The organism is Thalassotalea algicola, from assembly GCF_012932965.1.
Classification (GTDB): Bacteria; Pseudomonadota; Gammaproteobacteria; order Enterobacterales; family Alteromonadaceae; genus Thalassotalea_F; species Thalassotalea_F algicola.
In genome coordinates, this window is the sequence record NZ_JABBXH010000006.1 from 155,027 (window position 1) to 175,689 (window position 20,663).

The following is a 20,663-nucleotide window of genomic DNA, read 5'->3' on the forward strand; positions in this document are numbered from 1 at the left end:
TCTAGTGCCATGGCAGAGAAAGGACTCACCAATTTAGCAAAAGTCACCATCGCCTCACTGAAAGGCGTGGGACCTGCGATGGCAGATAAATTTGCAAAACTAGGGCTAAACTCTGTCCAAGACTTACTTTTTCACTTACCCTTGCGATATGAAGATCGCACCAGAATAACCGCTGTTCGTGACCTTATGCCTGGAATCTATACCAATATCATTGGTGAGATTACCAATAATCAAGTCGTGCTTGGCCGTAAACGAATGCTGGTCATTACCCTTAATGATGGTTCCGGCTCTATCGACTTACGGTTTTTCCATTTTTCTGCGGCCCAAAAAAATGCACTATCTATTGGTACAGAAATTCGTTGCTATGGTGAAGTGCAACGCGGCCCTAGAAGCTTTCAAATTGTACATCCTGAATATAAGCAACTCGATAAAGATAATGAATTAACGGCTGTCGAAGAAACATTAACGCCAGTTTACCCCACCACTGATGGTTTGAGGCAAATTACTTTTCGTAACATTTCCGAACAAGCGATAAAGCGATTAGATCACGGTAGTGTCGAAGAACTATTACCGGCTGAATTTTCTAACGAACCCTATACTTTGGCACAAGCATTAAAACTGATACATCGACCACCACCAGATGTTTCTACAGAGCAATTGGAAAATGGTAAGCATCCCGCACAGTTACGACTAATTAAAGAAGAGTTATTAGCTCATAACCTTAGTATGCTTAAGCTAAGACAATCTGCAGACAAACACGATGCAGTGTCATTATCGCTTGATAGTAAACTCAACAGTGCATTTTTAGACAGTCTGCCATTTAGCCCTACCAATGCGCAAAAGCGGGTAGTCGAAGAAATTAGAACTGATCTCAATCGAAACTTACCGATGATGAGGCTAGTGCAAGGTGACGTTGGTTCAGGAAAAACGTTAGTAGCAGCACTTGCGGCGATAACAGCGATAGGCAAAGGCTACCAAGTCGCACTAATGGCACCGACTGAAATTCTTGCCGAGCAACATGCCATCAATTTTCAACAATGGTTTGAACCTCTTGGTATCACGGTGGGTTGGTTAGCGGGTAAAACTAAAGCAAAAGCCAGAAATGAAGCACTAACCAGCATTGCCGATGGTACTATGCAAATGGCAGTCGGTACTCACGCGCTATTTCAAGAACAGGTTTCTTTTAATAAGCTCGCCTTAATTATCATCGACGAACAACACCGCTTTGGTGTTCATCAACGTTTGGCACTCAGGGAGAAAGGCGCTTTCGATAATATGTACCCTCATCAGCTGATTATGACCGCCACGCCAATTCCACGAACACTGGCGATGACTGCTTACGCTGATCTAGATACTTCAGTGATTGATGAATTACCACCTGGCCGTACGCCGATTAATACCATTGCCCTACCCGACACCCGACGAGATGACGTTATTGAACGTATTCGTCAAGGGTGTACACAAGATGACCGCCAAGCATACTGGGTGTGTACTTTAATTGAAGAATCCGAAGTCTTGCAGTGCCAAGCCGCAGAAGATACTGCAACTTATTTACAGGAAGTATTACCTGAGCTACGTATTGGATTAGTACATGGCCGAATGAAACCTGCTGAGAAGCAGGCAGTAATGGAAGCATTTAAAAATGCTGAGCTTCACTTGCTCGTAGCAACTACCGTAATTGAAGTCGGTGTTGATGTACCTAACTCAAGCCTGATGGTTATTGAAAACCCAGAACGTTTAGGGCTTGCGCAATTACACCAATTACGTGGCCGTGTCGGTCGAGGCTCTGTCGCATCACACTGCGTTTTGATGTACAAATCACCGCTATCTAAAACAGCCACTAAACGTTTAGGCGTTTTAAGAGAAAGCAATGACGGCTTTGTTATTGCTCAAAAAGATCTAGAAATTAGAGGTCCTGGTGAATTGTTAGGCACTAAGCAGACTGGTCTTGCCGATCTAAAAATTGCCGACCTAGTTCGAGATAAAGACATTATTCCGGAAGTCCAACAGCATGCATACTTGCTTTGGCAACAACACCCCAAACAGGCCGAGGCTATTATTATGCGTTGGTTAGGAAACCGCGAACATTACTCTAATGCATAAATCTAGTTGGCTATGTAATTTATTAGAGGAATAACTTAACTAATTAGCACACCTTCATTCAAACTAGTTTCATGGATATTTAGGCAAACCTACGCCACACTATTGCATAAGCAAAAGGAATACTCATATGTTCAAAGTCGCCGTTTTTAGTAGCAAAAAATACGATCAGGTATTTATCAATCGCTTCAACCAGAACACTGATTTAGTGTTTGAGTTTTTTGAAAGTAAGTTAAGCGCCGAAACAGTCGAACTTGCTCACAACTTTGATGCTATTTGTATCTTTGTGAATGATGAAGCAAACACTCAAGTACTCCATAAACTAACGGAGCTAGGGATTAAGACTATTGCTCTTCGCTGTGCTGGCTTTAACAACGTTGATATTGAATGTGCTCAATCTTTAGGTATGAAAATTTGCCGCGTACCTGAATATTCACCCGAAGCTGTTGCCGAACATACTGTAGGCTTAATGCTCACCCTTAGCCGTAAATTTCACAAAGCCTATAACCGCATACGAGAAGACAACTTTTCGCTAGACGGCTTAATGGGTTTTAATTTGAACAAAAAAACAGTTGGTATTATAGGTGCAGGTCATATCGGCTTAGCGACATTAAAAATATTAAAAGGTTTTGGTTGTAAACTCATTGCAAACGACCCTTACCCTAATCCAGAAGCGGTAAATTTAGGTGTTAATTTTGTTGAACTTGAGCAGCTTTTTTCTAAGTCAGATATCATCAGTTTGCACTGCCCTCTTAATTCTGAAACTCGCCACATTATTAACGAGCAATCACTAAACTATATGAAACCCAACGCCATGTTAATTAATACCAGTCGTGGCGGACTTATTGATAGTCACTCAGTCGTTACCGCATTAAAGCGCAAAAAGCTGGGCTATTTGGGTATTGATGTATACGAACTAGAAAGCAATTTATTTTTTGAAGACTTATCGGGCGAAATTATACAAGATGATATTTTTGCGCGACTTAGTACCTTCCCCAATGTACTGATTACTGGCCATCAAGGCTTCTTTACTGAAGAAGCCATCTCGACCATCGCCAACACGACTATCAATAGCCTGAGTATTTTACTTAACGGTAAAGTATTAGAAGAACACTTCTTATTGTATTAACTCTTTACAATTATCAACAGCAAAGTGTTGAAATATTTTACACTAATAGACGGTTTATTTTACAGCGCCTACTAACACCCTGTTTTGTATACTAAATTATAGAAGGCATGCTTTTTGCTTTTATTTACGTAAATACGAAAACTTTAGATGTATGTTAGTTGAGGTTTCAGTGAAAAAATTATTAATTTCAGTAGTAATGCTTGCCTTTTCTTTGGTTAGCTATACGAGTACCGCTACATTAATTACTCATGATTTAGAAGTAGTCGTTGTTAACGGCCTTTCTCCTGAAGATGTTCCTGAATTAGGGACTACAGGCTCTGTACAAATATCCTTCGATGATTCATCCGCGACCGTACAAGGCTCAGGTTTTAATGTGTTGTCAGGCATTACAATGAATTTAAATATCTTCGGCCAGCTATTTACTGGCGCAGATGATTTTATGTTCAGCCCTCGTTTAACCTTAGATGGTGACTACAACATTACTGGAATTGAATTTACCGTTTACGAAAGTGTGCCATTTGTAGCCCCGTTTAACTTTGTAGATATCACTAATCCCGCTATTAGTGGCTTCGGAAGCTATGCTGTGAAATTACCAGCTCCAGATGTAAACCCATACCTATGGGAAATCGTTACCTTTGGCTTTGATCAGCCTGGACCACCAACTATTCCAGAGCCTAGTTCAATAGTATTAATGTTGTTAGCTTGCACCTTATTAGCAGGTAAACGATTTAAGAAAACTTAATATCTATTAAATTACTTATAATAAAAAAGCCGACGAAATGTCGGCTTTTTTATTTTTAGCTATTAACATTCTACCTTTCACTCATTACTATGAAGCCAAGTTTAATGCTACTAAGGAGTAGCTTTTGAAAAAGTTAATGCTATTTATATGTGCTTTCAGCATATTGCTTTCAGCTTGTACAGAACCTAATAAAAATAAAGAAAACATGAACAAAATTAATACAATAGCAGAGAAATATGTCAAGTTAGTGCTTGATGTAGGTCATCACCATAGTGCCTACATTGACGCCTATTACGGTCCAGAAGAGTGGAAAGCAGAAAGTCATAAGAAACCATTAGCAGAGCTTTTGACTGAGACTCGCGATCTTATTAATAAACTCAATTCAACACAAGTAGAAGCTAGCCAAGCATTACGAAAGCAATTCTTAGCAATTCAGCTCAACTCTATTGTCATGTTTATTCGATTGCAACAAGGTGAGCAAATCACATTCGATGACGAATCACTTGGTTTATATGACGCCATTTCTCCAAACACCACAGAAGTAGAGCTAAATAAATCACTCCAAGAACTAGAGTTATTAGTGCCTGGGAAAGGTACATTAAATGAACGCTTAAACGCCTATAAAAAACAATTTATTATCCCACTAGATAAGCTAGATACAGTATTTGTTGCTGCAATTGATGAAGCGAGAAAGCGTACTAAAAACTATATTGCTCTCCCAAGTAATGAAAACTTCACCATCGAATATGTTACCGATAAAGTATGGAGTGGCTATAACTGGTACCAAGGCAACAATTTTAGTCTAATTCAATTTAACACCGACTTCCCTATCTATATTGAACGTGCCATTGATTTAGCAAGCCATGAGGGCTACCCAGGCCATCACGTTTTCAATTCTCAAATGGAACAACATCTTGTCGATAAAATGGGCTGGATTGAATACAGCATTTATCCACTCTATTCACCAATGTCGCTATTAGCAGAAGGTAGCGCAAATTATGGCATTGACGTGGCATTTCCAAAAACTGAGCGCTTGGCATTTGAAAAAGACGTGTTATTTCCGCTCGCGGGCTTAGATAAAGAGCAAGCCGAACGTTACTATCAAATTCAAGACAAGCTTGCTGAACTATCTTATGCAGATAATATGGTGGCAAAGCGCTATTTGGACGGCGAAATCGATAAAGAAGCAGCTATCGAATTACTCATGAAATATGCCCTGTCTAGCAAAGAAAAATCGACTCAGCGTATTGGCTTCATTGAGGCAAATCGTGCTTATGTTATAAATTACAATTTAGGTCAAGATTTAGTACGCCAATATGTTGATCGTTTAACAGGCACCGAAGGTGCAGAAAAACGCTGGCAAGTATTTGCAGAGTTACTGGCATTGCCTAAAACTGCTTCGATGATGGCTGATTAAAGTTACTACCAGAATTCGGCTAAGGGGCCGTTTCAAATATCTATCTATAGAGCTACTTTTAAGTAGCTCTAGTTTTTTAGTAACATTCTAATGTCCATATAATTTACAAACGTCCATATTAAAATTCCAATAACAATATAAGCATTTGTTTTATAGCTTAATTAATTTATTGGCATGTAATTTGATTGATTCAGCTAACTCACAAAATTAGTGGCTTTTTTGGGACACGCGTTTAAAAGGAAACTCAAATGAAAAATAAAATATTAAAAGGCCTAGTTGCCGGTGCAATACTAGCCATTAGTGGAATTGCGAACGCAGGGCTAATAGTTAATGTAGATAATGTTGGATCTAATCTTGTCTTTAGCTGGTCTGGCTCAGTAAATCTAGACTCTACTTTAGGCTTGCAAGATAGCAATAGGTCTTTTAGTACTCGATATGATCGCCAGAGTTTTTTTAGAATTGCAGGCCAAGACCAAAGCGGGCTTGACGACTATAACCTATTTTTCACATCGATCCCTAATTGGGATTCAATAGGTACTAACGTTACACTTTTGAGCGGGACTGTTGCAGGTGAAGGCCTATTTTTTGAACAGTCTTCAAGCCCTAGCTCCTCCACAAATCAATTGTGGTTATCAGATGGCTATATATCAAATAGTTCTATTATAGGAAGCATGACTTTTCTTAATACTAATATTGCTTCTGCGGGGTTTAATATTGGAAGCTATACGTGGGCCTGGGAAAATCAAGGCGTTTCAGATAGCCTCACATTAAATGTAAACAGTGCCAGTAGTGGCGGACAAGGAATTCCAGAACCTACAACTTTAGCTATTTTCGCACTAGGTTTGCTGGGTATAACTACTCGTAAATTAAAAAAATAAATCTAAATCATAAATTCAGCTAATCCAAAAAGCATTGAGTATTGCATCAGTGCTTTTTTAATAAATTTTTAGCGAAATAAAATCTCGTAATTTCTCTTCTTAATTATTTTTTCTTTAACAAATCTCTTAAGTTAGCTACACCAGCTTTCGCTGTTTGTTGTTTCTGCTCTTGCGATTTTTTTGATTTTTCAGTTTCCCAAATAAGATCATCTTGCGGCATTTCATATAAAAACCGACTAGGTTCGGTTCGAGCCACTTCACCAAATTGGCGACGTTCTCTGGCATACGTGCAAATTAACTCTCGCTTTGCCCGAGTAACGCCTACATAAGCTAAACGACGCTCTTCTTCAACGTTATTTTCATCAATACTAGTTTGATGGGGCAATAAGTTTTCTTCCATACCAATCAAAAACACATAGGGAAATTCAAGGCCCTTTGATGCATGAAGCGTCATCAACTGAACTTGGTCAGCAAACTCTTCTTCTTCATTGCGCTCCATCATATCTCGCAAAGTTAAGCGCGAGACGACCTGTGGCAAAGTCATGGCTTCATCTAGCTCGTCACCCTCAAGCATTTGTGTCACCCAGCTAAATAACTGAGTAACATTTTTCATCCGCATTTCGGCTGCTTTAGCACTTGGTGAACTATCGTAAAGATAATCTTCATAATTCATTTCACGGATCATAGAACGTAATATTGCTGGCGTTTCACCGCGCTCAGCATTGTCCGATGTCTCGACAAGCCAACGAGTAAATTTCTGTAAGTTATGTAAACCACGACCCGATAAAGTTTGTTCTAATCCAAGTTCAAAACTAGCGGCAAACATACTTATTTGGCGCTTGTTAGCATAGTTACCCAATTTTTCTAGCGTCGCAGGACCTAGCTCGCGCTTAGGCACGTTTACCACTCTTAAAAAGGCGTTGTCGTCATCTGGATTAACTAACAGGCGTAAATATGCCATGATATCTTTAATTTCTGAGCGAGAGAAAAACGATGTGCCACCACTAATTTTGTATGGAATACGGTTGGTCATCAGCGCCTTTTCTAATAAGCGCGATTGGTGATTGCCACGATACAAAATTGCATAGTCTTTATAATGCGTTTTGTTCATAAAACGGTGACCAATTAGCTCACCTACCACCCTTTCGACTTCATGCTCTTCGTTACGGGTCTGCACAATACGAATTGGCATACCGTAGTCGTGTTCACTAAACAACGCTTTGTCATATACGTGCGGATTGTTAGCAATTAAGATATTCGCGCAATGTAAAATACGTCCACTAGAGCGATAATTTTGCTCCAATTTAATTAACTTAAGATTTGGGTAGTCTTCACCCAACAACACTAGGTTTTGAGGCTTTGCGCCACGCCAAGAATAGATGGATTGATCATCGTCGCCAACTACGGTCAACCTTCCTCGCTCTCCAGTAATTAACTTAACTAACTCATATTGGCTGGCATTAGTGTCTTGGTATTCATCCACCAACATATATTGAATTTTTTTCTGCCAACGAGCACGCACTTCTGGGTAATGCTTTAATAGCAAGGTAGGGATAAGTATTAGATCATCAAAATCTAACGCATTGTAGGCTTTCATGTGTAAATGATAGCGCTGGTAAAATTCTGCAAACTCTGCGGTATCTGCATCTGTAGTGTTTTTAAGCACTTGATCCGGCAGTAGCAAATCATTCTTCCAGTTAGAAATCATCATTTGCAGTTTACTTAATAAGTCTTTGTCACCATCAAGCTCTTGTTCGGTAAGCTCTTTTAGTAAAGACAAAGAGTCTTGATCGTCAAACAACGTAAAACCCGGCTTGTAGCCCAGTGTTTTAATTTCACGGCGAACGATGTCGAGACCAAGAGAGTGGAATGTAGAGACCGTTAAACCACGTGTTAAATCTTTACCTAACATATTGGCCACACGCTCTTTCATTTCGCGTGCCGCTTTATTGGTAAAGGTTACTGCCGCTATATTTCTTGCTTTATAGTCACACTTTTGAATTAAGTACGCTATTTTCTGACAAATTACACCGGTTTTACCACTACCCGCGCCAGCCAGCACTAGGCAAGGCCCACTGACGTATTTCTTTGCTTCTTCTTGGCGAGGGTTTAACTTCATTTCAATCTCTTAATAAAACCGGGCGGCAAATTTTACCTTGTTTTGCCAACAACAACAGTATTTGATAGTAAAAATTATGCGATCATCCGACGTTTTGTTTACAATAGCCAGTATCAACAAAGAGGTTAGCCCAAATGATTAACGCAAAAAAAATAGAAGAAATTGCTAAGCAAGTTACCGATGCTATTCCACCAGGTGTAAAGTCAGTAGCCAATGAAATAGAAGAAAAAACTAAAACCGTTATTCAGCGTAAATTATCTGAGCTAGACGTAGTAACACGTGAAGAGTTCGACGTACAAACCCAAGTATTAATTAAAACACGTGAAAAAATCACTGCGTTAGAAGCTGCTGTTGTTGCGCTAGAGCAACGATTAGCTGCAGTTGAAAACAAAAGCACAGCTGAATAACTTAAAGCTTAGCTTTAACAATTTATAAAGGCACCATTGAGGTGCCTTTTGCATTTTTAGTATTTCGCGGCTTTATCTTTACTAGGCAAAGTTGCTTTCATAAAGGCTCTAATATCTTGATTAGCGTCTCGCAAATCATCATGTCGAAGATACATCATATGTCCACTTCGATAGCCTTTAAATGATAACCGCTCTTTCATTAACCCACTAGGATCAAGCTGCCACATGGTATATTTCGCATCAAAATAATTCGTTGCGCCATCGTAATAACCCGCTTGAATCATGACATTTAAATACGGGTTTTGTGCCATTGCTTGACGTAAATTTTCACCGGTTTTGTTATTAGTGCGATCCCAAGGGTGAACAGGGCCAAACATGTTGTATTTAATATCAGTTACATAGTCTAATTCTTCGCGTAGGTAATAGTTAATTGCAGGAGTGAAGCTGTGCAACCAGGAAGTTAATTCCGAGTTGTAATCAGGTCGTTCGCCGACAGTTTTTTTATCTATACCTAAATAGCGAGAATCTAAACGACCTATGGTTTGTTTGCGATTTCGCAATAATGCTTTCCAAAAATAACTGGTGGCAATATCTAAATTACTACCCAAAACTTCATCAATTGAAAGCCCTGAATAGTGCGCTACCTTTGTCGCGATTGCCTGTTTTTCTTCTGCATTAATAAAGCCGCCTTTTGCTAAAGCCGGTATATATTCATTTATGGTAAAACCTTCGACTTCAGGTAATAGCTCGAGTAAGTCTTTGCTTTGTAATTCACTTGCTAACGCATTGTGATACCAAGCCGCGGCAGCAAAGTAAGGTAAACGATTTGCCGCTTTTACAGGGCCTTTCCTGTCGATACCAATATCCGTTGGCGAAACGAGTATTACACCATTTAAATACATCCATTGGCGGTTTTGCAACTCCAATGCTAAGCCAGACACACGTGTCGTACCATAGCTTTCACCAATTAAGTATTTTGGAGAGCGCCATCGGTTGGTTCGAGATACAAAAGTATTAACCCAGTCTGCTAAGTACTTTATGTCAGCGTTAACACCAAAGAACATTTTCTTTTGTTGTTCTTTGCTTGGCATCTTGCCTTCTTTGTTTGGTAACACTCTTGAGTAACCGGTATTAACTGGGTTTACAAAAACAATGTCAGCTACATCTAGAATAGAATAAGGGTTGGTTTTAACACCATATGGCTGAAGCGGAAAACCTTCATTATCAACATTGAGTACGCGAGGGCCTGTATAGGCCACATGCATCCAAACCGATGCTGAACCAGGACCACCATTGAAAGATATTAGCAATGGCCTAGTACTATTATCTTTGATATCAGTGCGCTGATAATAAGTATAAAACAGGCTAGCTGTTGGGTGACCTTCTTTGTCCCACACTGGTTGGGTGCCAGTAGTGGCTGAATAGCTAACTTTTTTACCGTTGATTTTTGTCGAATGCTTGGTGGTATTGCTGCTATCTATCTCCAATTGACGTAGATGCTCACTCGCACTAATACCGAATGAAAAAGAGAACACCAGTAACACTGTAATTAACTTTCTACTCATATCTTGCCTATTTAATTTATTCGAATCTAAACAGACTAGTGCATCAATTTGAATGTGTCAGATAATCTCGCTAGAAAGTAGTAAATTTGCGATAAAATTGAAATTGTAACTAAACGGTTAATACATTTTTCTATCTATGAAATCAGAAGATATTTAGAAAATACAAAGCCAAGCGAACGCTTGGCTTTTAAATACAATAGCGCACTAAATGTGACTATTTTTCTTTCATATTCCAAAGAATATCTTGGCCTTGTCCCATTACAGTTGTAGGCATTTTACCGTCCCACTGTTGCGCTTTGACATATTCAACAAGTACTTTGCTCGTTTTGATCGCTTCCGCTTTCTTCTTTATAGCTTCTGCTTCTGCTAAACCTTTCATGCGAATGGCTTCAGCCTCAGCCTTTGCTTCTGTCGTTATTGCATAAGCAGAACCATCTGCACGAGCTTTCTCTGCATCACGCTTCGCCTCGGCCGTATTTACTTCTCGTTGCGCTTCTAGCTTCTGACGCTCTAGGCGGTGTTTTTCTGCTGCTGCTAAGTTTTTCTCGGTTTGCTTAGTTTCAATACTTTGTAAATATTTAGCAGGTAACACTAGGTTTTCAATCTGGGCGCTATCAAGCTTTACAGGAAACTCTGCCATGGTCTCTAACAACGTTTCTTCAATTCGTTGAATCACTTTCCCGCGGTTTTGAACAATTTCTTCTGCTTTAAATCGCGCTAATGCATCTTTTGCAGCAGAACGTAAACGGGGATCAAGAATACGGTTTTCAAATTGATCTAAGCCGCCATAGTTTTTATATAGTTCGAAAGCTTCTGAACGAATTACAGTCCAGTTTACTGAGACTTCTGCTTGAACCGGCATTTGCTCAAATGTTGACGCTTTCAGTGCCTCAGCATTTTTGCGGGTACGAATTTCTAATTCTTCAACTGAGTCTGCAAAGGGTACTTTTAAATGCAAACCAGGGTTGACTTGAGTCGTTGCTTCACCAAAACGTTTCACAATACCAACATGACCTTCATCTATGGTGTAGAACACCATCCAAACGATGAATAGCGCAAAAACTAATACGCCACCTATCTTGATATTTTTGGCAATTTTATCTGTATTTATTTCTGCTTTAGTAGTTAATCCGTTATTTAACATAAAAACTCTCCTCTTGATTGTTTTTACACGATTTTGCAATCGCAAGACATAATATGTCATGCGATTTAGTTTTTTGCAAATCTATTTAAATAACTTGTAGCTATAAGAGGCGATAGAGGTTTACATTAATTGATTAGTTTATTTAAGTTATCGCCACCTAAAAATTGCGATCTAGGTGTGTAATTTATCCAGTCGACTTGATGAATAATCTTACCCTGTTCATTGAAAGTTAAATGAATGATAAACCGCCATGGGCCAAGTGGTTTATCGTCATAGTTAAATACGGGAAAGTAACCCGTTGCGACAACTTCGTAGCGATCAACAATCATTTTTTCAAGTACCAAGTTATGCTCTGATATCATAGAAAACTTTGGATCTGTCCAGTTAAAAAACCGTCTTAATGCTTTTTTATCCGCGATGTGATTTCCGTACACAATATCTTCGAGTACTACATTGTCATCATAAAATGCCATAAAGCTGTCAAAGTCTTCACGCTTGGTATAAAGCGTAAAATATTGCTGAGCAAGCTGCTCTACATTCGCCGATAATTGCTGAGCGTGTCCTGACGAAGACATCAACATATAGAGAGAAAGTAAGACAATTAAAATAGATTTCATTGTTCAGTATTGAGATATAAAGTGAGGATTGGCCTCACTTTATATCTAATTTAGTTTTTAAGAAACGAATGATATGCAAGGTTTTGTGTCTCTTCTTGCCATTCATAACCTAAGTCCTTAAGGTGGCGGAAAAATGCCAACTGTTGTTCCTCGCTTACTTCAAAGCCTGCTAACACTTGTCCAAAGGCTGCACCATGATTGCGGTAGTGAAACAGCGTAATATTCCAGTGCTCACCTAAGGTGTCTAAAAACTTCTCTAATGCACCTGGATATTCGGGGAACTGAAAGCGGAAGATTCGTTCATCAACATTAGCAGGGCTCTGGCCGCCGATCATATAGCGCACGTGAAGTTTAGCTAACTCATTGTCTGTAAAATCACAAACCTTATAGTTTGCTTTCGTTAAGGCTTGTTGCAACGCAACACGTTCTTCAACTTCTCCACCGAGCTTAACCCCTACAAATATATTTGCTTCATTTGCACCAGCATAACGGTAGTTAAATTCGGTAATGCCTCGCCCTGAAAGCGCCTTACAAAAACGTTTAAAGCTACCTTTTTCTTCTGGGATAGTAACGGCAAGCACGGCTTCTTTTTGTTCCCCTAACTCACAACGCTCAGATACATAGCGTAAGCTATGAAAGTTCATATTCGCGCCAGAAAGTATCGCCGCTAAAGACTCACTCCCTTCGCTGGTTTGACAATATTTTATTAAACCAGCAAGCGATAATGCTCCGGCAGGTTCTGCGATCACTCGCGTTTGTTCGAAGATATCTTTGATTGCCGCACATATTTCATCACTTGAGACGGTAATCACTTCATCACAATAATGCTTAATAACATCAAACGTGTGTTCACCAATGCGCTTAACTGCCACACCATCAGCAAACAAACCGACATGACTTAAATCCGTAGGCTCACCTGCATCAAGGGCGGCTTTTAAGCAAGCCGAGTCTTCTGCTTCTACACCAATTACTTTGATATCAGGTCGCAGCTGCTTTAAATAAACAGCCATTCCCGCCAATAACCCACCGCCACCAACAGGGATAAAGACTGCATCCAATTTAGACTGTTGTTGCAGTAATTCTTTTGCAACAGTGCCTTGCCCAGCAATAACGTCTTGATCATCAAACGGATGAATCAAAGTCTTCTGCTCTTGTTGTGCGCATTCAATAGAGGCTGATTGCGCGTCATTATAACTTTTACCTACTAAGCGCACCTCTGCACCTAATCGGCGGACATTATCGACTTTGATATCTGGTGTCGTGATCGGCATAAATATCGTTGCTTTGATGCCTAGTTTACTTGCCGCTAAAGCTAAACCTTGTGCATGATTACCAGCAGAAGCCGCAACAACACCGTGAATACATTTCGCTTCACTTAAGTTGGCTAATTTATTGTATGCACCACGTAACTTAAACGAATGAACTGGCTGCTGATCTTCTCTTTTTAGGTATATTTGCTGGCCTAAACGGGTCGATAGTTTTGTTAACGAGGTTAATTCAGTTTCTTTTGCTACATCGTAAACAGGAGCGAGCAAAATACGACGTAAATAGTCGAGTGCTATCTCTTCTTGGTTTTGCTGTTTGTCTTCGGGTTTTGGCGATGTCATTTTTAGCCTCGTTTAGCTATTACCATCTAAAAGTTCACGATTACGCACCGCACCTTTGTCAGCACTAGTCGCCAACATTGCGTAATTTTTTAGTGCGTAACTAATTGGACGAACGCGATTTTTCGGCTGCCATCCATTAGGTGAAGCATCCATTGCTGCTTTACGAGCAGCGAGTTCTTCATCAGAAATTTTCAAGACAATTGAGCGGTTAGGAATGTCAATTTCGATAATATCGCCTTGTTCTACAAGTGCGATAACTCCACCACTCGCCGCTTCTGGAGACACATGACCAATCGATAAACCCGATGTACCACCAGAAAAACGTCCATCAGTTAATAGCGCACATGCCTTGCCTAAACCCATAGATTTTAAATACGTTGTTGGGTAAAGCATTTCTTGCATGCCTGGACCACCTTTAGGTCCTTCATAACGAATAACAACCACTTCACCCGCAACAACTTTGCCATCAAGAATACCAGCTACCGCATCATCTTGACTTTCAAAGACATGGGCAGGGCCGGTAAAGGTTAAGTTGTCATCGCTTACGCCTGCAGTTTTGACAACACAGCCATCAAGAGCAATATTACCTGACAATACTGCTAAACCACCTTCGGTAGAAAACCTATTTTCATATGAGCGTATACAGCCATTTTCACGATCGTCATCTAACGTGTCCCAACGGCAATCTTGGCTAAAGGCTTTGGTAGTACGAATACCAGCTGGACCTGCTCGATAGAACTTTTTAACGTCTTCATCTTCAGTCACTTTGATATCGTACTGCGCTAAGTGCTCTGTTAGGTTTGTACCTAACACATTAGTTACGTCAGTCTTTAGCAGGTTTGCACGTGCTAACTCACCTAATATTGCAATAACACCACCTGCACGATGCACATCTTCCATATGATAGTCAGGTGTTGAAGGAGCAACTTTACATAGTTGCGGCACAATGCGTGATAATTTGTCCATGTCTTCCATGGTGTAATCTATATCAGCCTCTTGTGCTACAGCGAGCAAATGTAAGATGGTATTGGTAGAACCACCCATTGCGATGTCTAAACACATTGCATTGTGTAACGCGTCTTTGTTGGCAATGTTGCGTGGTAATGCTGACTCATCATTGTCTTGGTAATAGCGTTTAGTTAATTCTACGATTTGCTTGCCAGCTTTTAAGAATAATTGTTCACGATCAGCATGAGTGGCAAGCATAGAACCATTGCCTGGCAATGCTAAACCTAACGCTTCGGCTAAACAGTTCATTGAGTTAGCGGTGAACATGCCTGAACAAGATCCACAAGTAGGACACGCTGAGCGTTCTACTTGATCAGACTGCTCATTAGACACGGTCGGATCGGCACCTTGAATCATGGCGTCAACTAGATCAAGTTTAATAATTTGATCTGAAAGCTTAGTTTTACCTGCTTCCATTGGACCACCTGAAACAAAGATAACCGGTATGTTTAATCGCATTGCCGCCATTAGCATGCCCGGTGTAATTTTGTCACAGTTTGAAATACAGACCATGGCATCAGCACAATGTGCGTTTACCATGTACTCAACTGAATCTGCAATTAGATCACGCGAAGGTAAACTATACAACATACCGCTATGACCCATTGCAATACCATCATCAACCGCAATAGTATTAAATTCTTTGGCAACACCACCAGCTTCTTCGATAGCACCAGCAACTAACTGCCCCATGTCTTTTAAATGAACATGACCTGGTACAAATTGAGTAAATGAATTTACCACCGCGATAATAGGTTTGCCAAAGTCATTGTCTGTCATACCTGTGGCACGCCACAGAGCACGAGCACCTGCCATATTACGGCCTTGAGTGGAGGTTGCAGATCTAAGTTTTGGCATTTTTCTTCCTACTATCTTCGTTGTTTGTTTGTTTTATAAATTCAATGTTAACCTGTTCAAATCAGGCCATTGATGACGTAATAACAAGAAATTAAACGTTAAGTTCAAAGTGGGAAGGCGCAGTATCTAACATAAGTGAGCATTCCCAACAAAAAAATTAACGTTTAGGGTTTGTTATTTAACTGGTTCTAACCAACCTTCCGGGATCTCTGTACTGCCATCAAACATACCAAAAAAGGCTTCTTGAATTGCTTTAGTTATAGGGCCTCTAGAGCCTGTACCTACAGGCATACCATCAACCGTTTTAACCGGTACAACTTCTGTTGCTGTACCTGTCATAAAGAATTCATCAGCAAGGTATAGTGATTCACGAGATACTGGTTCTTCGCGCACTTCATAGCCTAGGTTTTTAGCAAGCTGCATCACCGTGTCACGAGTTAAACCTGGTAAAATTGAAGCTGTACTAAATGGCGTGTAAATTACGCCATTACGTACTAAAAATAAGTTTTGACCGGCGCCTTCACTAACCATGTTATTCACATCTAAAGCAATCCCTTCGGTATAACCGTGGCGACCAGCTTCCATAGAAATCAACTGTGAAGAAAGGTAATTACCACCCGCTTTGGCAGCAGTAGGCATAGTATTAGGTGCTAGTCTATTCCAGCTAGAAACACCAACATCAACACCATTTTCAATAGCTTCTGCACCTAAATATGCTTCCCAACTAAACGCCGCAACCATCAAATCTGCTTTTGCATCTGCAGGTGGGCGAAGACCCATACCTACGTCACCAAGAAATGCTAATGGTCTAAGATATGCCGCTTCTAAGTTATTTTGTGCTACTGCATCTTTACACGCTTGAGTAACTTCTTCTGGCGTATAAGGAATGTTCATTCGGTAAACTTTTGCCGAATCGAATAAACGTTTAATGTGCTCTTCTAAGCGAAAGATACACGTACCCTTATGGGTATTGTAAGCTCGAATACCTTCAAATACTGAAGAGCCGTAATGTAATGCATGACTCATAACGTGAACAGTTGCGTTTTTCCAAGGCATGAGTTCACCGTTAAACCAAATTAATTCTGCATTTACTTTTGCCATTTTTTCGTCCTAATTTTTTATCTTTTTTCCCGCTAATATTGTGCTGATATTCATCAGAATTAGCAGAAATTTACTACTTGTTGTTTGATTGAATTATGCGCTTTCTAATTGCATGACCGTATTGTCTACCTTGACACTCTTGATGTCGATCAGTTTGTTAATTTGATCAACTAAAAGCTCAATAGGTCGCTCGCTGCTGACCAATAATTCTATAATACCGACGCTATTCTTTGTATTGACTTGCGCATGAATACCGTTGATCAAAAATCCTCGGTAGCGAGCTACCTGCAAAATACGCTCTAATACAACTTGTTTATCATCTGCAGTGATATTCAATTGATAACGATTCATTAGGTATTCTCCATCATTTTGTCGTTAGCTGTTTCAGGTGGCACTAATGGCCAGACATTTTCTTTAGCATCTATTTTTACCTGAAGTAAGTAAGGGCCATTGTGATCTAACATTTCTTCAATTGCGCCAGTTACTTCATGCTTTTTAGTGATTTGTTTAGCCTTGATATCAAACGCTTGCGCTAACATCACAAAATCAGGGTTATCAGATAAGTCCGTTTCACTTAAACGACCATTAAAAAATAAGTCCTGCCACTGGCGCACCATTCCTAATTTACTGTTGTCAATAAGTACAATTTTTACCGGCAACTGAAAACGTTTAATTGTGGCCAACTCTTGCACATTCATCATGATTGAACCATCGCCCGATACCGCGATAACGCAGTCATAAGGTCGACTTACTTGCGCGCCTATTGCTGCAGGTAAACCAAAGCCCATTGTGCCCATGCCACCACTTGTTAAAAAATTGGTAGGGTCTTCAAACTTCATGTGTTGTGCAGCCCACATTTGGTGCTGGCCAACATCGGTTGTAACACAAGTATTTCGCGGCATTCGATCGCTAACTTCTTTCAAAACCGCTGGAGCAAAAATATTTTCACCTGGGTGATCATATTGCCAGCCAAAATAAGCCTGCATTTGCTGACATTTTGCCTGCCAATCATCAATGGTTAACGGTATTTCCAATGCTGGAAGGTTGACCTTTAAATCGCCTAGTATTGCGACATTTGCTTTACGACGCTTATCAATTTCAGCTGTATCTATATCAAAATGAATGACCTTAGCATGAGGAGCAAATTCGTTTAGTTTTCCAGTAACTCGGTCATCAAAACGAGCGCCAACGGCAATCAGTAAGTCACATTCTTGAACAGCTAAATTGGCCGCTTTTGTGCCGTGCATTCCTAACATGCCTAAATAGTTAGGATCGTTAGGGTCAATGGCCCCCAAGCCTTTAAGTGTCGATACACTTGGTATGCCAGTACGTTTAGCAAAACTTCTAAGCTCGTCAATCGCCCGTGCCATACCGACACCACCACCAACATATAGAACAGGTTTCTTAGCCTGCGTTAATAACGCTAATGCACTGCCGACATTCGCTGGTGGCAGTTTTACTTTGTTGCGCAATGTCGAATAGTCACCACGCTCTTCGGTTACCTTAGCTAGTTGAATATCCTTTGGAATATCAACTAATACCGGCCCTTGACGTCCTTCAAGTGCAATAGCAAATGCACGATGTAACACTTTTTCCAAATCATGAACATCGGTTACTTGAAAAGAGTGCTTAGTACAAGCAAGTGACAAACCAAAAACATCAATTTCTTGAAACGCATCGGAACCCATAGCTGCCGTAGCAACTTGACCAGTAATGGCTACCAGCGGAATAGAATCAGCTAACGCATCAGCCAAGCCAGTCAGTAAATTTGTCGCCCCAGGACCAGATGTCGCAAAGCAAACACCAACTTTTTCTGACGCTCTTGCATAACCGATGGCTGAAAAGGCAGCCCCTTGTTCATGACGACATAAAAAGTGATCAACCTCACTGTCATATAGCGCATCATAGATAGGCATGATTGCACCACCTGGATAACCAAATATGTGCTCTACACCGTGCTGTTTCAGCACTTCAAATAATAACGATGCGCCTGTTAGTTCTGTTTCGTTTGCCATCAGCTCTGTCTTGTCTCTAGTTTTGATCCGGTTAAAGGCATTAAAAAACCCCCGGTCCTTTCGGAGCGGGGGTTTTCGTATTTGCTGTTTCAGAAAATTTTTCTAGCGCAACAAACACCCCCGCGACGATTTAATAATCACCACGACGAGAATGTTAATAATAATTGCGCTTACGTTTTGCATATTTATTTATTTTTTCTGAAATTATATTTAATCAGTTTGTCTATTTAAATTAGTACCATAGCTCTAAAACAATTAGCAAGCTTTTTTATTAATGTTTTTTCAACAATTTACTAACCTTTGGTTATAAGCCATTCGCACAACTAAATTTTTATGTCTACACTGGGATAGAAATGGATTGATTTAAATGGATTTTTTATGTCTCTTGCCTGCGTGTATAGTCGTGCCCGACTTGGTTTGTCATCGCCACTCGTCACTGTTGAAGTACATATCTCAAATGGTTTGCCAGCGTTTAGTATTGTCGGATTACCCGAAACATCTGTAAAAGAATCAAAAGATCGCGTTCGAAGTGCATTGATTAATTGCGGCTATGAATTTCCTGCCAAACGAATTACGGTAAATTTAGCGCCAGCTGACCTTCCCAAAGAAGGCGGACGATTCGATTTACCTATTGCGATGGGTATTTTGGCAGCTTCTCAGCAACTGCCAGCCCAAGATCTAGCTGATTACGAATTTGCCGGAGAGTTAGCACTATCTGGTGAACTTAGGCCGATAATTGGCGAGATTCCAATGACTTTAGCTTGCCAAGAGTCTGGCAGAACACTTGTTATCCCCGAACAAAATGCCGAAAAATCTCAGTGGGTTAATGCAGAAAAAGTTATTGCCATAAATCACTTACAGCAATTATTTCCTCATTTTGCTAGACAACAAACATTGCCGTTTTTCGAGCCTAAGAAACCGGTGAAAGTAGCTCCTCAAAGTTGCTTAGACATGGCAGATGTTATCGGCCAGCCTTTAGCAAAACGAGCACTAGAAATTGCAGCAAGCGGCTCACATAATTTACTTTTTGTTGGTCCTCCTGGTACTGGAAAAACCATGCTGGCGAGTCGTTTGTCGGGAATACTACCCAAGATGAGTCAACAGGAGGCAATTGAAACCGCAGCCATTCAATCGATTAGCCAATGTGACATCGATGAAAGAACTTGGAGTATTAGGCCTTTTCGATCTCCACATCATACCTCAACAGCCGCCGCATTAATTGGTGGCGGCTCTACACCAAGCCCAGGTGAAGTTTCGCTGTCGCATCACGGCGTATTGTTCTTGGATGAGCTTCCCGAGTTTGATCGTAAAGTACTTGATGTTTTACGAGAGCCGCTAGAGTCAGGTGAAGTCACTATATCTCGCGCAAACCACAAACAAACATTTCCTGCTAAATTCCAATTAGTCGCCGCGATGAATCCTAGTCCTACCGGATTTTACAACGACAAACGCAGCACTCCTGAGCAAACTTTACGCTATTTAAATCGACTCTCAGGACCATTTCTAGACCGGATCGACATTCAAATTGAAGTTGCCAGATTACCTAGAGGTATTTGGGCAAATGAGCAACAAAGTGAAGAATCAAGTGCAACAATTAGACTGCGAGTGCTCAATTGCCGAAAGTTACAGTTGAGCCGTCAAAAAAAACCCAATGCTCATTTGAGCAGTAGTGAAGTTCGACAGTTCTGTGCTTTGACAGTTGAAGACAATGAATTTTTGGAATTGGCAGTTGAAAAACTCGGTTTATCAACCCGAGCACATCATAAGATTCTTAAAATTGCGCGCACTTTGGCTGATATGGAAGGAGCAAGCGATATCGCGCATAGTCATCTAATTGAAGCGCTTTCATATCGGGCGATGGACCGAATTCTAAGACATTTAACCGAGGGCATTGCTGTTTAATAAACTCTAATTAAGTTTTAACTGTCTTCTGTTAATCTTATATTTTAAGATTGT

16 protein-coding genes are annotated in these 20,663 nt (G+C 40.3%); 7 read left to right on the forward strand and 9 right to left on the reverse strand.

Features of this window, described 5'->3' with window-relative positions; all coding sequences use genetic code 11:
* The first annotated feature begins 9 nt into the window (after positions 1 to 9).
* The 5 genes from recG (at position 10) to HII17_RS16530 (ending at position 6,266) form a co-directional block, all read left to right on the forward strand.
* Positions 10 to 2,103 (forward strand): ATP-dependent DNA helicase RecG, encoded by a 2,094-nt coding sequence (gene recG / locus HII17_RS16510; RefSeq protein ID WP_169076510.1) that lies wholly within the window; start codon positions 10 to 12, stop codon positions 2,101 to 2,103.
* A gap of 127 nt (positions 2,104 to 2,230) precedes the next feature.
* A complete protein-coding gene (locus tag HII17_RS16515) occupies positions 2,231 to 3,229 on the forward strand; it encodes a 2-hydroxyacid dehydrogenase (RefSeq protein WP_169076470.1) in 999 nt (332 codons plus the stop codon).
* Positions 3,230 to 3,398: 169 nt separating this feature from the next.
* Positions 3,399 to 3,971, forward strand: a complete 573-nt coding sequence (locus HII17_RS19350; protein ID WP_169076471.1) for a PEP-CTERM sorting domain-containing protein — start codon at positions 3,399 to 3,401, stop codon at positions 3,969 to 3,971.
* 124 nt (positions 3,972 to 4,095) lie between these two features.
* Complete coding sequence (locus tag HII17_RS16525) at positions 4,096 to 5,388, forward strand: hypothetical protein (RefSeq protein ID WP_235938880.1); 1,293 nt, start codon at positions 4,096 to 4,098, stop codon at positions 5,386 to 5,388.
* A 248-nt stretch (positions 5,389 to 5,636) separates the two neighbouring features.
* A complete protein-coding gene (locus tag HII17_RS16530; RefSeq protein ID WP_169076473.1) occupies positions 5,637 to 6,266 on the forward strand; it encodes a PEP-CTERM sorting domain-containing protein in 630 nt (209 codons plus the stop codon).
* A gap of 103 nt (positions 6,267 to 6,369) precedes the next feature.
* Here HII17_RS16530 and rep read toward each other — a convergent pair whose 3' ends face one another.
* Positions 6,370 to 8,385 carry a DNA helicase Rep gene (gene rep, locus HII17_RS16535; protein ID WP_169076474.1) on the reverse strand — a complete coding sequence of 672 codons (2,016 nt, stop codon included), beginning with the start codon at positions 8,383 to 8,385 and terminating at the stop codon, positions 6,370 to 6,372.
* Positions 8,386 to 8,519: 134 nt separating this feature from the next.
* Here rep and ubiK point away from each other — a divergent pair, with 134 nt between their 5' ends.
* On the forward strand, positions 8,520 to 8,792 hold the full coding sequence (gene ubiK, locus HII17_RS16540; protein WP_169076475.1) for a ubiquinone biosynthesis accessory factor UbiK: 273 nt from the start codon (positions 8,520 to 8,522) through the stop codon (positions 8,790 to 8,792).
* 56 nt (positions 8,793 to 8,848) lie between these two features.
* On the opposite strand, the gene HII17_RS16545 is transcribed toward ubiK, so the two are convergent.
* From HII17_RS16545 to ilvG, 8 genes are all read right to left on the reverse strand, one after another.
* Positions 8,849 to 10,357 (reverse strand): S10 family peptidase, encoded by a 1,509-nt coding sequence (locus HII17_RS16545; RefSeq protein ID WP_169076476.1) that lies wholly within the window; start codon positions 10,355 to 10,357, stop codon positions 8,849 to 8,851.
* 214 nt (positions 10,358 to 10,571) lie between these two features.
* Positions 10,572 to 11,501: an SPFH domain-containing protein gene (locus HII17_RS16550; RefSeq protein WP_169076477.1), complete on the reverse strand. Its 930-nt coding sequence runs from the start codon at positions 11,499 to 11,501 to the stop codon at positions 10,572 to 10,574.
* 125 nt (positions 11,502 to 11,626) lie between these two features.
* Entirely contained in the window at positions 11,627 to 12,118 is a 492-nt protein-coding gene (locus tag HII17_RS16555) for a nuclear transport factor 2 family protein (protein WP_169076478.1), read from the reverse strand.
* Between the two features lie 50 nt (positions 12,119 to 12,168).
* Positions 12,169 to 13,725 (reverse strand): threonine ammonia-lyase, biosynthetic, encoded by a 1,557-nt coding sequence (gene ilvA, locus HII17_RS16560; RefSeq protein WP_169076479.1) that lies wholly within the window; start codon positions 13,723 to 13,725, stop codon positions 12,169 to 12,171.
* Positions 13,726 to 13,737: 12 nt separating this feature from the next.
* Positions 13,738 to 15,591, reverse strand: a complete 1,854-nt coding sequence (gene ilvD, locus HII17_RS16565) for a dihydroxy-acid dehydratase (RefSeq protein ID WP_169076480.1) — start codon at positions 15,589 to 15,591, stop codon at positions 13,738 to 13,740.
* A 174-nt stretch (positions 15,592 to 15,765) separates the two neighbouring features.
* Positions 15,766 to 16,692, reverse strand: coding sequence for a branched-chain amino acid transaminase (locus HII17_RS16570; protein ID WP_169076481.1), 927 nt, complete (start codon positions 16,690 to 16,692; stop codon positions 15,766 to 15,768).
* Between the two features lie 93 nt (positions 16,693 to 16,785).
* Positions 16,786 to 17,043, reverse strand: coding sequence for an acetolactate synthase 2 small subunit (gene ilvM / locus HII17_RS16575; protein ID WP_169076482.1), 258 nt, complete (start codon positions 17,041 to 17,043; stop codon positions 16,786 to 16,788).
* Entirely contained in the window at positions 17,043 to 18,707 is a 1,665-nt protein-coding gene (ilvG, locus tag HII17_RS16580; protein WP_169076483.1) for an acetolactate synthase 2 catalytic subunit, read from the reverse strand. Before ilvG ends, ilvM begins: the two co-directional genes overlap by 1 nt.
* Before the next feature lie 378 nt (positions 18,708 to 19,085).
* On the opposite strand from ilvG, the gene HII17_RS16585 reads away from it, so the two are divergent.
* Complete coding sequence (locus tag HII17_RS16585; protein WP_169076484.1) at positions 19,086 to 20,609, forward strand: YifB family Mg chelatase-like AAA ATPase; 1,524 nt, start codon at positions 19,086 to 19,088, stop codon at positions 20,607 to 20,609.
* Positions 20,610 to 20,663 lie beyond the last annotated feature (54 nt).